We start from the raw sequence: 14,369 nt of genomic DNA on the forward strand, positions 1-14,369 counted from the left end.
ACACTGCCAGTACGGCAGAAGGGCCGCATGTGACAGTGGTGATTCCGGCCCGCAACTGCGCGCAGGAATTGCCGGGATGTCTTGATGCCATCGGCGCGCAGGTGTACTCGGGACCGCTTGAGGTGGCGATCGCAGTCGCACCCAGCACCGACGGAACCGAGCAAGCGGCTGCCGAGGCGATCTGCTCGTGGCCTACCCGGGTTGTCGCCAACCCGGCAGGCACGACCTCGGCAGGTCTCAACGCCGCGATCCAGGCTGCTCGGGGTGAGGTCATCGTGCGTGTCGATGCGCAGTCCCGGCTTCCGGACGGCTACGTCGAGCAGGCGGTGGCCACGCTGACCCGCACCGGGGCAGCCAACGTGGGGGGCGTGCAACGGCCGGCGGGACAATCCGGCCTGAGCCGCGTGATTGCTGCGGCGATGTCGTCAGGGTTCGGGGGCGGCCCGGCACACTTCCGGCGCGGTCGCCAGGAGGGTCCGGTCGACACCGTCTATCTCGGGGTCTTCGACGCAGCGGCACTCGCGGCTGCCGGAGGCTTCGACGAGTCGCTCGAGCGCAACCAGGACTACGAGTTGAATTGGCGCCTGCGAGAACAGGGCCGCGTGGTCTGGCTGGATCCCAGCCTCGTGGTCGACTACCTGCCGCGATCGAGTTGGGACGGTCTGGCCCGCCAGTACTTCGACTACGGGGCCTGGAAGCGCGTGGTGATCGGTCGCCATCCGCGTTCGGTGCAACCCCGTCAGCTCGCCGCGCCTGCGTTGGTGTGCGGACTCGTGCTGTCTGCGATCGAGTTGCTTCGCGGTCGCCTGCGAGGAGGGCTGATACCGGCCGCATACCTCGGCTCCTGTGCCGTGGCGGCGCTGCGGCTCCGGCGCAGCCTGCCCGCGTTCGGGGATCGACTCCAGGCAGCGGCGGCCTTCACGGTCATGCATCTGTCGTGGGGGATGGGCTTCCTCGTCGGCAGGCGCCGCGGCCGCTGAACCCGGCCGACGTGCTCGGAGACCGCAAGCGGCCCGGGACCTGTCCCGCGGCACTCAGTACGCTCACTCCTATGGCCGAGGTCGTGATCCGCAACGGAACTGTCGTGGACGGAAGCGGTGACCCGCTCCGCACAGCCGACATCGCCATTGACGGCGGCGTAGTCACTGAAGTCGGCGAAGTGAGCGGCCGAGGTCGGCGCGAGATCGACGCTGAGGGCCATCTCGTGCTGCCGGGCTGGGTGGACATTCACACCCACTACGACGGGCAGGCCACCTGGGATCCCGAGATGACACCGTCATCGTGGCACGGCGTCACCACGGCGATCTTCGGCAATTGCGGCGTCGGCTTCGCTCCCGTGCATCCGGGCACCGAGGACTACCTCATCAACCTGATGGAAGGCGTCGAGGACATTCCGGGCACCGTCCTCGCTGATGGCATCGACTTCTGCTGGACCAGCTATCCCGAGTACCTCGACGCGCTCGATGCGACGCCCAGGGTCATGGACGTCGGCAGCCAGCTGCCCCACGGCGCGCTGCGGTTCTTCGTTATGGGCGAGCGCGGCGCCGATCACGCCGAGGTGCCCACTGCGCCTGAGCTCGACCGCATCACCGATCTCGTCACCGAGGCGCTGGAGGCCGGCGCACTCGGATTCACCACGAGTCGAACCACCAAGCACAAGGCAGCGGACGGCCGCCTCACCCCGTCGCTGTCGGCGGGCGATCCTGAGCTCGCCGCAGTCGCCAGTGCGATGAAGCGCGCCGCTGCCGGGGTGCTGCAGGTGAACTCCGATTTCGGGCCGGGCGAGTTCGAAACGCTGCGGGCCGCAGCCGAGCTGTCGGGCCGGCCGCTGTCGGTGCTGCTGCTGCAGGTGGACAACGCGCCGGAGCTGTGGCGGGAAACCCTGGCCGAGATCCACGCAGCGAACGCCGACGGGGTCTTGGCGAACGGGCAGGTGGGCTGCCGCCCGATCAGCGTGCTGCTCGGGCTCGACGTGTCGGTCAACCCCTTCGGCAACCACCCGGCCTACCGCGACATCGCGCACCTGCCAACGCCGCAGCGGGCGGCCCGCATGCGCAGCGATGAGACGCTGCGGCGGGCGCTGGTGGAGGACCGGCCGGTGGACGGCTTCAGCAAGTGGATGGATTATGCGCTCACCCGCGCCTTCGAGCTCGGCGACGTGCCCGACTACGAGCCCGACCCCCGCGCCTCGGTGGCCGCGCGGGCAGCGGAACTGGGTGTCAGCCCGTGGGAGCTGGCGCTGGACCTGCTGTCGGACGGCGACGGCGACAACCTGCTGCTCTACCCCTTCGAGAACTACACCGGCGGCAGCCTGGACGTGATTCGCGAGATGCTGGCCGATCCGTACACGATCTGCGGCATCGGCGATGCGGGGGCGCACGTCGGCACCATCTGCGACGCGTCGTATCCGACGTACCTGCTGACCCACTGGGCCCGGGACCGCAGCCGGGGCGAGGGCCTGCCGCTGGAGTTCCTTGTGCACAAGCAGACCCGTGGCAACGCGCTCGCGTACGGGCTGGCCGACCGCGGCCTGCTCGCTCCGGGCTATCGAGCTGACATCAACATCGTCGACTTCGACGCGCTGGGCGTGGGCCGGCCCGAACTGGTGTACGACCTGCCGAGCGGCGGCAAGCGCCTGATCCAGCGCTCGACGGGGTACCGGCACACGTTTGTGGCCGGAGCCGAGGTGTCGGCCGATGGCGAGTTCACCGGTGCCCGTCCCGGGCGGCTCGTGCGTGGCACCCAGGCGGACCCCGCGCATCGCTGAGCCAGTGAGCGCCCCGACCGATACCGGTGACGATCCGGCGAGCGAGACGCCTCCCCTCGCCGGCATCACGGTGCTGGATCTGACCATCGCGCGTGCGGGGCCCACTGCTGTGCGCCAGCTCGCTGACTGGGGTGCCGACGTCATCCGGGTGGATGCCCCCATCGATGGTTTCGAGGAAGGCCGGGAGGCCTCGCCGGATCACCTCAACATCCATCGCAACAAGCGATCGCTGGTCATCGATCTGAAGCACCCGTCGGGCCGCGAGCTGCTGCACCGCCTGGTGCAGTCAGCCGATGTGCTGATCGAGAACCTGCGACCGACCGTCAAGTACCGGCTGGGCTTCGACTGGGACACGCTGCACGCCGTGAATCCGGCGCTAGTGATGGGCTCGATCTCGGGCTTCGGCCAGGACGGCCCGTACGCGACACGCGGCGGTGTCGACCAGATCGCCCAGGGCCTCGGCGGGATGATGGCGGTCACCGGGCTGCCCGGTCACGGTCCGGTGCGGGCCGGCGTGGCGATCAGCGATGTGACCGCCGGGCTGCAGCTCGCGATCGGCGTGCTGGTGGCCCTCATCGAGCGAGGCCGCACCGGCGAGGGTCGCTGGGTGCACACCTCGCTGCTCGAATCGATGATCGGCATGCTCGACTTCCAGGCGGCCCGCTGGACCGTGGCAGGGGAGGACCCGCCGCAGGCCGGCAACGACCATCCCACGATGATCCCCATGGGCACCTACGAGGCGGCGGACGGCTACATCAACATCGCGGCGCCCGGCGGGCGGCTGTGGCGGGCGTTCTGTGCCGAGATCGGCCGCGCCGACCTGGTCGACGACGAGCGGTTCTCGTCGACCAAGCTGCGCTCAGCCAACCGCACCGAGCTGAACAAGCTCATCAGCGAGCAGCTCGCCACCGCGGGCTGCGACGAATGGGTGGAGCGGCTCAACGACGTCGGCATCCCGTGCGGGCGCGTCAACACCGTGGCCGAGGCATTTGCCGATCCGCAGGTTCAGCACCTGGGCATGGCCGCGCCGGTGCATCACCCGGTGATGGGTGACATCCGCATCGTGCGCAACGCCACCCAGATCGACGGGGTGCCCGGTGACATCCGGCGGCCCAGCCCCGCCCAGGGCGAGCACACCGACGAGATCCTGGCCCAGTTCGGGCTGCAGCCCGACGAGATCGCCGCCCTGCGCGACGCCGGCGCCGTCCGCTGAGATCAAATCGCCGAGGCATTGGCGACGGTAACCGACCTGTCACGGAACACTTGCTCTGGTCGGACGACGGAGTCCACCTGATCGAGCTCGGGCCTGCGCAGCCGGCCTGAGCATCGCTGACTGGGTGGGCCGCAGAGCGTGGCGACGAGTGCGAAATCTGGCAGGAATAGATCTACGTAAACACACATGAATTAGCCTGCGAAAAACTGCATAAATGGCCCATTGCCAGCTATGCTCGCTGTATCGCCGAGTACATTCCCCGTATCGCGGATCGGCTGCTTGCCGATGATCTGATGCACTGGCCCGCGCTGCTCGTCACCGGGCCGCGGGCTGTCGGCAAGACGACGACGGGGCTTCGCCATGCCGCTGCGGCGTTGCGGTTCGATCGGCCCGGGCAGCGAGGCCTTGCGCTTGAGGATCCTGACGCAGCGATCTCCATCGGGCCGTTCCCGTTGCTGCTTGATGAATGGCAGCACGCCCCTGAGGTGCTGGGTGCAGTCAAGAGAGCAGTAGACGAGGACCGAAGCGGACCCCGTCGCTACATCATCACGGGCTCGGCCCGTAACGACCTCACCGTCGGATCGTGGCCCGGCACGGGCCGCTTCCTCAACATTGAGCTGTGGCCGCTCACGGGCCGCGAGCGATTCGGCGACGCCGCGGAACGAACGCTGTTCGACCGCTGGGACAGCGACCGCCGCTTCGCCTTGCCTCCCGAGCCGCCGGGCATTCTCGACTACCTGCAGATAGCGCTGGCAGGCGGCTTTCCCGACGCCATCGAGGCAACCGATGAGCGTCGGCGTGACCGATGGATGCGGGCTTATGTGGAATCGACGGCCTCACGCGATCTGGGGGAGTTGGAGGCCGGCCCCGGACGGCGGCGCACGCCGGAACGGCTGACCCGCTATCTGCGGGCGCTAGCAGTGCATACGGCCGGCGTCGTGCCGGACGCCGCACTTGCGAGCGCAGCGAAGCTCGACGTGCGCACCGCCGCTGGTTACCACGACGTACTGCGGACGCTGCGTTTGGTGGATGACCTGCCTGCATGGCGGACGAACCGGCTCAAGCGTCTGGTCGCGATGCCGAAGCGTTACCTGACTGACTCAGGTGTCGCCGCCTGGCTGGCACGCATCGACCACAAGACCCTTCAGCACAATGCCGACGCCCGCGGGCGTGTGCTCGATACCTATGTGGCAGCCCAGCTGCGGGCGGAAGCCGAGGCCTCGCAGACCATGGTGCATCTGCATCACCTGCGCACGCAGCGAGGCGATCACGAGGTCGATCTCGTCGCGGAATTCGATGGCCGCGTGGCGGCTTTCGAGGTGAAATCCAGCAGCGCTCCCACTCGGCGCGACGCTCGGCACCTCGAATGGCTGCGCGAGCAGCTCGCTCCTGACGAGTTCGCCGGCGGAGTGGTGTTTCACACGGGACCGCAGCGGTACGGACTCGGCGAGAACATCGAAGCCGTGCCGATATGTGGTCTCTGGGGATGAGCTACCGGCCGCCTTGCCTCGCTGCGCGCAGCTGCGGCGACGCAGGCGCCGCCCGCTAGCGCAACCTGCGAAAAGCAGCAGGATCTATCCCGCGGGAACCAGCAGGAGTTACCCCGCGCTATCCCGCATGAATTGCATCAGACGGCGGGCTGGCAGCCTTGAGCCGCCAGCCCGCCGGCCGTTGATGTCAAGCGTTAGATGCTGGCTGCGGCCTCAAAACCGATGTCGAGATCGGCGATGATGTCGTCGATGGTCTCGATGCCGACGGAGAGCCGAACCAGGTTCGGCTCGACGCCGGTGTCGGACTGCTCTTGCGGCGTGAGCTGGCTGTGCGTCGTGCTGGCCGGGTGGATCGCCAGGCTGCGCACATCGCCGATGTTGGCGACGTGGCTGTGCAGCCGCAGGCTCTCCACGAACTTCTGGCCGGCCTTGGTTCCGCCGTCGATGCCGAAGGCCAGCACCGAGCCGGCCCCCTTGGGCAGGTACTTGCGTGCCCGCTCGTTGTACGGGCTCGACTCCAGCCCTGCGTACAGCACCCAGTCGACCTGCGGATGGCCTTCGAGGTAGTCGGCCACCGCCACGGCGTTGGCCACGTGCCGCTCCATGCGCAGCGACAGCGTCTCGATTCCCTGCAGGAACAAGAAGGCGTTCATGGGCGACACAGCAGCGCCGATGTCACGCAGCAGTTGCACCCTGGCTTTGAGGATGAACGATCCGGCACCCAGAGCAGGCCAGTAGGCCAGCCCGTGATAGCTGGGATCGGGCTCGGTGAACATCGGGTGCCGTCCAGACGCCCCGAAGTCGAACGTGCCGCCGTCGACGATGAGACCGCCGATCGACGTGCCATGCCCGCCGATGAACTTCGTCGCCGAGTGGACCACGATGTCGGCCCCGTGCGCCAGCGGCTGGCACAGGTACGGCGACGGCACCGTGTTGTCCACGACCAGCGGGACGTTCACGCTGTGCGCCGCATCGGCGACCGCCTCGAAGTCGAGGATGTCGTTCTTCGGGTTGCCGATGGTCTCGCCGTAGAAGGCCTTGGTGTTGTCACGCACCGCATCGCGCCACGAATCGATGTCGTCGGGATCGTCCACGAAGGTGACCTCGATGCCCATCTTCGGCAGCGTGTAGTGGAACAGGTTGTAGGTGCCCCCGTAGAGCGACGGGCTGGCCACGATGTGGTCGCCTGCCTCCGCCAGGTTGAGCACCGCCAAGGTCTCGGCCGCTTGGCCCGAGGCCACTGCCAACGCTCCCGGAAGCCCGACCGCTGTGCGCACGCCGCCCTCGAGCGCACTGATGCGCTCTTCGAGCACGTGCTGGGTCGGGTTCATGATCCGGGTGTAGATGTTGCCGATCTCCGCCAGCCCGAACAGGTTCTGAGCATGCTCGGAGCTGTCGAAGGTAAACGACGTGGTCTGGTAAATGGGCACCGCGCGGGCGTTGGTGGCGCTGTCAGGCGCTTGGCCCGCGTGGATCATTCGTGTTTCGAATCCCAGCTCGGCGAGTGGGTCTGTGGGTGTTTCGCTCATGACGAGCTCCATTTCTTACGCCCCATAAGGCGGGCTATGCCTGACCCGGCGGGATTGCCGAGCGCGCAGCACTGTACCGGTAAAACCCGACCTGTCCAGTCGGATTTTCTGTGACAGATCAGTGTCGGATTTTGCGGCTCAGCCGCCGTCTCAGAAACCGGTCTGCTTGTCCACGACACCCTCGAGCGGGCGGCCCTCTCGCAGGGCGACGAGGTTGCGGCAGAAGCGCTCTAGGTTGCGTCGTGCGCGGTGCTGGCTCGCCCCAGCGGTGTGCGGCGTCATGACGCAGTTGTCGAACCCCCACAGCGGGCTGTCGGCAGGCAGCGGCTCGACCGGAGCGACATCGAGGGCGGCCCCGCCGATCCGGCCTTCGGCCAGCGCCCGTTCCAGCGACGGGCCGTCGATGATCTCGCCGCGGGTCACATTCAGCAGGATCGCGCCGTCGGGCATCAGGGCGAACATCTCGTCGTCGAACATCGACCGGGTGTCGGCAGTGAGCGGCAGCCCCACAGCCAACACGTCGCTCGTGGCCACGATGTCCCGCAGCGACTCGGGCCCGCCGACCGTCTCGACGCCTTCGCCGGGCGGCACCGGGTACAGGTCCATGGCTTGCACCTGCATGCCGAACGCGGCTGCGCGGCGGGCAATGTGCCGGCCCGTGCCGCCGAATCCCAGGATGCCCATCGTGAGGCCTTCCAGCTCCAGCTCGCTGTAGCGCATCTGCTCGCGGAGATCGTTGTCCCACCCTTCGGGGCCCAGCTTCACCGCAGTTGCGATGCGCCTGACAAGCGCCAGCAGCAGGCCGAACGCGTGGTCGGCCAGGTGGCTGCCGACCAGTCCCTTCTCGCCGGTGAGCACCACATCGCTGGCGAGGAACTTCGGGTACATGAACATGTCGACACCCGAGGCCGTCGCATGGATCCAGCGCAGGTTCGGGGCTGCGTCGAACAGCCACTCGGGCACGATGCCGAGAATCACCTGTGCGTCGGCGGCCAGCGGAACGCCGTCTCGCACACGGTCCACGATGTTCACCACGGCACCAGGCCCTGCTGCGTCGCGAATGGCAGCTTCGTCGGCGGGGCTGACATCGGGCAGCGTGAGCGTTTTGGTGACCAGCACGTTGAGCGGCCCGTCGGGCACATCGAGGACGGTCGGGCCGGGTGGTGCAGTACTCATGAGATGGTCGCCTCCACGTCTCCAATGCCGCTGTAGCTGGTCACCCAGTGCTGGCCGGGTTCGGCCCGGAAGCGGGCATATGCGCCGGTGATCACGCTCTGGCCCGGTTCCAGGGCCATGCCGTGCCGGTGCAGCGTGGCTGCGAGCCGGGCAATCGACAGGTAGGGATTGTCGACCTCGTCGGCGGCGGTGCAGCTGAACTGTTCCTCGCCGTCGCATGACACCGTCACCACGCAGCGGTCGAGCTCGGGCGCAGGAGGTGCGTCAACACCCGAGCCCCGCACGATGGCCCAGTTCGTCAGGTTGTCGGCGACGAGCATGGCGAGATTGCCCGCAACGGCCACCCGCGCCTCGTTCACCTCGTAGCCGGCGCAGACCTGCGCGATCCGGGCGGGCACCGAGGCCGGATCGACATCGTCGCCGGCGATGCGCTCGCCGATCACGAAGCACATCTCGGGTTCGATGCTCACTTTTCGGATCTCTGCCGATGGCAGATCAGCTGGCGATGTGAGCACCCGGTTGACGTGCCCGAACGGCCGGTCGTCGATGCCTACGGTCGTGCGAGCCCGGTCCGAGGTGAGCCCCACCTTCCAGCCGGCGTGCACTGCGCCGGCTGCGACAGCGCGTCGCTGCATCTCGCACTGGATGGCAAGCCCATCCTCGAAGCCCAGGTCGGCGAAGGCGTCGACCGGTGCCTCGCCTCCATCGACGAAGTAGGCGGTGAGGGCATCGGCAGCCGTGAGTTGGTCGGGGTTGAGCGGTCGTGGCGGAGTCACAGCGGCGCACCTTAGGACATGCGCCGAAGGGAGAACCTTCCCGATGCGCGCCATTGGCCGGGGAGTCGGCCTGATCGCTTGTCAGCCGTTCCGCTGATGAAATTCATCAGCGGAAATACACATATGGAAGTTACCTATGTGCCATGTTCACATGCGCACTGCACGTGTCGCCGTTGACAGGTGCCGTAGGCATCGGCTGAATGCGTGAGTTCGGCCGCGACGTTGCCATCGAACGACAAGCGAGGCCTTGCGAACATGGGAATCACACAACGACCGCGCCGGCACCTTGCAGGCAACCGGGTCGAGACCTTCGCGGGTGGCGACATGGCAGGCACACGCAAGCTTGTGTGTGCGGTGGCCGCTGTGGTGATGCTGGCTGCGAGTGTTGCGGTCTCGTCGCCTGCGACGGCACAGGCGCCGTCGTTGAGCTTCGGAGACGCGGCGGTATCGCCGAGGGTCTATACCGTCGGCGTCCGCGCCACTCAACAGCTCGGCGGGTTTGCTGGCGGTGGGCTGGCGAGGCTGCCAGAGGCCACGGGCGGTACGTGGCCGTATGCCTACAGCGCTGTGGGGCTCCCAGAGGGCCTGCACATGACCCCTGACCGGGTGATCCGCGGCATCCCGACGGTGGCCACCGATGTGCCGGTAGCGGTCACCTACACGGTCACCGACGGGCTCGGTGCTGCTGGTTCGCTGACGTTCGTCGTGGCGGTCAACCCGCCGGTCAGCTTCGATGCGGGCAGCGTCGGCGCGGTGGAGGTGTCGGGTTCCCACAAGTCGGTGCGGCAGTTGCGGTGGGGCATTCATGAGTGCCCGGTGGGAGTTCCGGTCAGGGTGGTGCTGCCGCCTGCGTATGGGGGCACCGGGGCGCTGAGCTATCACCTGTGGGACAACGACACCGCTCGGCCGCTGGCTGAGGTCGTTGGGGGGCTCAGCTTCGATTCTGCGAGCCGTGTGCTGAGCGGCACGCCGACGAGAGCAGGCCGCTACGCGGTCACCTATTGGGCCCAGGACCGCAACGGCGCCACCGTGTCGGCGTATTCGAGCATCAGCTTCGGCAGCGGTACTCAGGGCACGGGCATCTGCGAGCCCGGCGACGGCCCCGTCACGCCGCGGGCTCCACGGGCACCGCTGTTCGACGCGTTCACTGCGCCGACCCGCTCGGGCATCGACCTCGAGCGCCTAGCGAGCGCTGTGGAGTCGATCGACACTGCCGCTGACTGCACGGCGGTGCCCGCGTTGTCTGTAGAAGGAATCACCGTGGTGCCGCCGCCCGCGGGTCTCAACGACCCGGATGCGCCGCTGACGGTCGCGGAGGTGACGCGCATCGCTGGCGGGTGCGTGGTGGTGGAGTACGTGCTGCTGGCTGGCCGCACCGTGGCGCAGGTGCGTGAGCTGCTCGCCGCCGAGGCGACAGTGCATGCCGTGGGCGAGCCGCCGCGCGGTGTGTACCCGGCACACAGTGACGCGGACGGCGTCCCACACGGCTCTCATGCCGACCCGCACCACAATGACGGCGGCGGGGAGCAGTGGCACCTGCCCCAGCCGACCATGAGCCGGCTGTGGACGGGCTGGATCGGCGACGGCGACCCCGATGACGGCGACAGCGACGACGGCCGCCAGATCGTCGTGGCGGTGCTCGACACCGGCGTCGATGTCACCCATCCCGATCTCGACGACAGGATTGTGTCCAGTCTGGGCGGCTGTCACGACACCGACCAGCACGGCCACGGCACCCATGTGGCAGGCATCATCGCCGCAGAGCACGACACCTCGGTCGGTGCCACGAACCAGCACGTGGCTGGCGTAGCCCCCAAAGCGTCGATCCTGCCCATCCGGGTGCTCGAGACCGAGCACTGCCCCACAGGCACCTTGGGTCTAAGCATCACGGCCGGAGTCGCGGCGGCGATCAACGCAGGTGCAGACGTGATCAACATGTCGCTGTCCAAGACCACCACCAGCAGCGAAACCGTCAACATCGGCGGGGCCGAACTGCCTGGCAAAGGTGTCAGCGGCGACACGCTGGAACTCGCACTGCGCGCGGCCTCGATGCAAGGCATCGTCACCGTCGCAGCAGTTGGCAACTGCGGTCGACAGCATCGTGGCCCGGATAGGGACACCTCGACTTGTGGCGGGGTGCAGCACCGTGAGTTGTTTCCGTCGCTGTATGAGCACGACGTGATCTCGGTCGCGGCGGTCGGGCGCAATGGTGCTCGCAGCGACTTCAGCAGCGAGAACCGACTGGTGGACATCGCTGCTCCGGGTGCCGGGATCCTGTCCACGTTTCCGACGGCTAATCGCCACACGATCGCGGGCGCCTATACGTGTACTGCCTTGAAGCAGACTCGGCCGTGCACTCTGGGCGACAACAGTGGCACGTCGATGGCGGCACCGTTCGTGTCCGGTGTGGTGGCGCATCTGCTGAATCGTCACCCGCAGGCGACGCCGGGGCTGATGCGTGAGGCGTTGCAGTCGACTGCGCGGCAGCCTGCTGGTGTGACCGGTCGCACTGATGCACTCGGCTGGGGTGTGGTCGATCCTGCTGCTGCGCTGGCCAAGCTGGCCAGGCTGCTCGATGCGCAGCTTGTGGATGCGTCGGATCATGCGGGCGGTTTCGTGTCGGTGGTGGCGAGTGGGGAGAACACATGCGCTCTGCGTCACAGCGGTGCGGTGGTGTGCTGGGGCGACGACGCTGACGGGCGGTCGATGCCGCCGCAGCTCAAGTACCGCAGCATCGAGGCCAGCCAGGACTTCAGCACCCCGGGAACCGGCGGTCACGCGTGCGGGATTCTCGACGACGGCATCAGCGGCTCTGACGGGCGGGGCTTGGCGCGCTGCTGGGGTTTGGGCACCACCCGCAGCGCATTGGACTATTCGGCTCGGGGGGCGTTCAGCGAGGTCAGTGTGGGGAACCTGTTTACCTGCGGGCTGCGGCCCGACACGGCCGTCCCGGCCGCGGGCCAAGCCCGAAGCGGCGGCAGGGCGGTGTGTTGGATGCATCCTCCGGACCGTTCGCCGTTCAGGGACGGCCGTCATCTGGTGCCTGCTGATGCGCGTTTCGTGCAGTTGTCGGCGGGCTGGTTGCACGGCTGCGGTGTCAAGCCCGATGGGCACATCGAGTGCTGGGGCTACAACGACGACGGCCAGGCCGATCACCGCCTCGTGGCCGCGACCTTGGCGGGCGGCTTCACCCAGGTCGCGTCGGGCCGCTATCACAGCTGCGCTCTGTACCGAAGCGGCACCCCGGTGTGCTGGGGCGAATCGCGGCGCAACGCGGCCGAATCCACCGGTGCTACCCAGCCCCCAGCAGGGGTCAAGTTCACCTCGCTGAGTGCGCATCGCGATATCACCTGCGGTCTGCGCACCGACACCGGCGTGGCCTGCTGGGGCGATGACACCTACGGCCAAGTATCGGGCGTGCCCGCGGGAACCGGCTTCATCAGCATCGACGCCGGCGACGACCACGTGTGCGCCGTGCGCCGTACCGCAGCATCCACCCAAGCCGACAGCGGTAGCGGTTATGTGACGTGCTGGGGGCGCGACGACCTCGGTCAGGTCACGCCGCCGTCGGCGGGCAAGCTCACCCGTTTGCACGTGGACTGTCCCACGAGTGCCTGCGCGCGTGCCGGGAGCATTGTCGCCGATTTCGATCCCGACACCAGCGCCTATGTTGCGTCGTCGCGTCCTGTTGCGGGCTACCTGACGGTCACTGCGGAGTCGATGCCGTTCACCGCGCCGCCGGGCACGGTGAAGATCACCCCGGCTGACAGCCGCCCCACCCTCGCAGGCCACCAAGTTGACCTCAGCGGCGGGCAGCCGGTCACCATCACCGCCACCGTCTCACACCCCTACAACGACACCGAGCGCACCTACACCGTCACTGTGCCTCGGCCCGACGCCGCACTCGACACGCTCAGCGTCCGCCCGGTGACGTGCGACACTGATTGCACCGTCGGCACTGCGGTCGGTCTCAGCCCCGCCTTCGACACCGCCACCGGTGCCTACACGGCCACCGTCGACGCTGCGACCGATCTCGTCGAGATTGCCTACACGGCCGTCGCAGCTGACACACATGTCCAGATCACGCCCGCGGACAGCTCTTCCGCGGTGGACGGGCATCAGGTCAGGCTGGCGGCGGGTCAGACCACCCGCGTCCGGCTGGTCGTCACTGTTGTCAAGCGCGAACTGCCCAGCGCGCCGGTCAGCCAGATCATCTACACCATCGACCTGACACGCCCGTGAACGCCACAGCCCGGCCCACTATCGGGCGCGTCGTGCTGGCGTGCTGCGCTGCTGTGCTCGCGGCGGCAGCGTGCAGCGCCGACGAGCTGACCGGGGTGTGGGACACGCCGATTGTGACCGCGGTCGCCGACCCTGCCGATCTGTCGCCGCCGCTGAGCGACTACGCGAACGTGCTGCCGGATGATCCCTTCATGCACGAATTCAGGCAGATTTCCGCGTGGCGTTGGATCACCTGCGGTGTGCTCATCGGCGGCGCCATCACCTGCATCGGTGACGACTCGCCGCGCATTGTCGGGCTGTATCCGCGGCCCCCGACTGAGGTGCAGACCGCGGAATTCCTGCAGATTGCCAACGGGAGCGGATTCGCGTGCGGCCTGCTTGCTGACGGCACGCTGCGCTGCGGCGGTTTCAACGGCTACCGGCAGTCCGAGCCGCCATCGGGCACCTACACCCGCGTCGTCGCTAGCAGCGGATATGCGTGTGCACTGACTCCGGCCAGCAATGTGGTGTGCTGGGGCGATAACGAGTGGGGCCAGTCCGAAGCGCCCCCCGGCACCTACACCCATATCAGCGCCGGTGTGTCGCATGCGTGTGCGCTGACTCCGGCCAGCAATGTGGTGTGCTGGGGCGATAACGAGTGGGGCCAGTCCGAAGCGCCCCCCGGCACCTACACCCATATCAGCGCTGGCGCCGGATTCACGTGCGCGCTCACTACCAGGGATGCTGCGCTGTGCTGGGGCGATAACGAGTGGGGCCAGTCCGAAGCGCCCCCCGGCACCTACACCCATATCAGCGCCGGTGTGTCGCATGCGTGTGCGCTGACTCCGGCCAGCAATGTGGTGTGCTGGGGCGATAACGAGTGGGGCCAGTCCGAAGCGCCCCCCGGCACCTACATCGACATAGCCGCTGGCTATCGGCACACTTGCGCGCTCACCGTTAACCGCAAGCTCGACTGCTGGGGAACCATGCACGACGACGAGGACATGCCGTTCAACTACGAGCCCGCAGGCTTCGAGCGTCTCTATCGATGAGATACATGCGAGATGCACGATCATCGGCGGGCGGCCAGTCACTATCACCGCCACTGTCACGCACACCTACGACGGCACCGAGAGAACCTGCTCGGCTGTCGGGGCTGACTCTCATGTCCAGATCACGCCGACGGACAGCTCTTCC

At 67.8% G+C, this 14,369-nt stretch carries 9 protein-coding genes; 6 read left to right on the top strand and 3 right to left on the bottom strand.

All coding sequences use genetic code 11. The annotated features are described in order from the left end of the window. Positions 1–29 precede the first annotated feature (29 nt). The 4 genes from ACOGW9_RS15790 to ACOGW9_RS15805 all read left to right on the top strand — a co-directional run bounded on the left by ACOGW9_RS15790 (position 30) and on the right by ACOGW9_RS15805 (position 5,470). Positions 30–980: a glycosyltransferase family 2 protein gene (locus tag ACOGW9_RS15790; protein WP_419912937.1), complete on the top strand. Its 951-nt coding sequence runs from the start codon at positions 30–32 to the stop codon at positions 978–980. Positions 981–1,051: 71 nt separating this feature from the next. Continuing rightward, the gene (locus ACOGW9_RS15795; RefSeq protein WP_419912939.1) at positions 1,052–2,767 is read left to right on the top strand and encodes an N-acyl-D-amino-acid deacylase family protein; all 1,716 of its coding nucleotides are present in this window, start codon (positions 1,052–1,054) and stop codon (positions 2,765–2,767) included. Positions 2,768–2,771: 4 nt separating this feature from the next. Continuing rightward, a complete protein-coding gene (locus ACOGW9_RS15800; protein WP_419912941.1) occupies positions 2,772–3,980 on the top strand; it encodes a CaiB/BaiF CoA transferase family protein in 1,209 nt (402 codons plus the stop codon). A gap of 293 nt (positions 3,981–4,273) precedes the next feature. Further along, positions 4,274–5,470 carry an ATP-binding protein gene (locus tag ACOGW9_RS15805; RefSeq protein WP_419912943.1) on the top strand — a complete coding sequence of 399 codons (1,197 nt, stop codon included), beginning with the start codon at positions 4,274–4,276 and terminating at the stop codon, positions 5,468–5,470. A gap of 194 nt (positions 5,471–5,664) precedes the next feature. Here the strand turns inward: ACOGW9_RS15805 and ACOGW9_RS15810 are convergent, their stop codons facing one another. The 3 genes from ACOGW9_RS15810 to ACOGW9_RS15820 all read right to left on the bottom strand — a co-directional run bounded on the left by ACOGW9_RS15810 (position 5,665) and on the right by ACOGW9_RS15820 (position 8,951). Next, positions 5,665–6,999, bottom strand: coding sequence for a bifunctional o-acetylhomoserine/o-acetylserine sulfhydrylase (locus tag ACOGW9_RS15810; RefSeq protein ID WP_419912945.1), 1,335 nt, complete (start codon positions 6,997–6,999; stop codon positions 5,665–5,667). Positions 7,000–7,149: 150 nt separating this feature from the next. After that, positions 7,150–8,175, bottom strand: a complete 1,026-nt coding sequence (locus tag ACOGW9_RS15815) for a D-2-hydroxyacid dehydrogenase (protein ID WP_419912947.1) — start codon at positions 8,173–8,175, stop codon at positions 7,150–7,152. Continuing rightward, entirely contained in the window at positions 8,172–8,951 is a 780-nt protein-coding gene (locus ACOGW9_RS15820; RefSeq protein WP_419912949.1) for a 2-keto-4-pentenoate hydratase, read from the bottom strand. The genes ACOGW9_RS15815 and ACOGW9_RS15820 overlap by 4 nt, the downstream gene beginning before the upstream one ends. A gap of 324 nt (positions 8,952–9,275) precedes the next feature. On the opposite strand from ACOGW9_RS15820, the gene ACOGW9_RS15825 reads away from it, so the two are divergent. Both ACOGW9_RS15825 and ACOGW9_RS15830 read left to right on the top strand, forming a co-directional pair. After that, complete coding sequence (locus ACOGW9_RS15825; protein ID WP_419912951.1) at positions 9,276–13,193, top strand: S8 family serine peptidase; 3,918 nt, start codon at positions 9,276–9,278, stop codon at positions 13,191–13,193. After that, a complete protein-coding gene (locus ACOGW9_RS15830; protein WP_419912953.1) occupies positions 13,190–14,224 on the top strand; it encodes an RCC1 domain-containing protein in 1,035 nt (344 codons plus the stop codon). The genes ACOGW9_RS15825 and ACOGW9_RS15830 overlap by 4 nt, the downstream gene beginning before the upstream one ends. Positions 14,225–14,369: the final 145 nt, after the last annotated feature.

Origin of the sequence: Candidatus Poriferisodalis sp. (assembly GCF_965203655.1) — a bacterium.
Lineage (GTDB): Bacteria > Actinomycetota > Acidimicrobiia > Acidimicrobiales > Poriferisodalaceae > Poriferisodalis.

What these genes read in the sequence shown, in the direction of transcription:
- ACOGW9_RS15795 (WP_419912939.1), top strand. Translation starts at nt 1,052, where the DNA reads ATGGCCGAGGTCGTGATCCGCAACGGAACTGTCGTGGACGGAAGCGGT.
- ACOGW9_RS15805 (WP_419912943.1), top strand. Translation starts at nt 4,274, where the DNA reads ATGCACTGGCCCGCGCTGCTCGTCACCGGGCCGCGGGCTGTCGGCAAG.
- ACOGW9_RS15810 (WP_419912945.1), bottom strand. Translation starts at nt 6,999, where the DNA reads ATGAGCGAAACACCCACAGACCCACTCGCCGAGCTGGGATTCGAAACA.
- ACOGW9_RS15815 (WP_419912947.1), bottom strand. Translation starts at nt 8,175, where the DNA reads ATGAGTACTGCACCACCCGGCCCGACCGTCCTCGATGTGCCCGACGGG.
- ACOGW9_RS15825 (WP_419912951.1), top strand. Translation starts at nt 9,276, where the DNA reads ATGGCAGGCACACGCAAGCTTGTGTGTGCGGTGGCCGCTGTGGTGATG.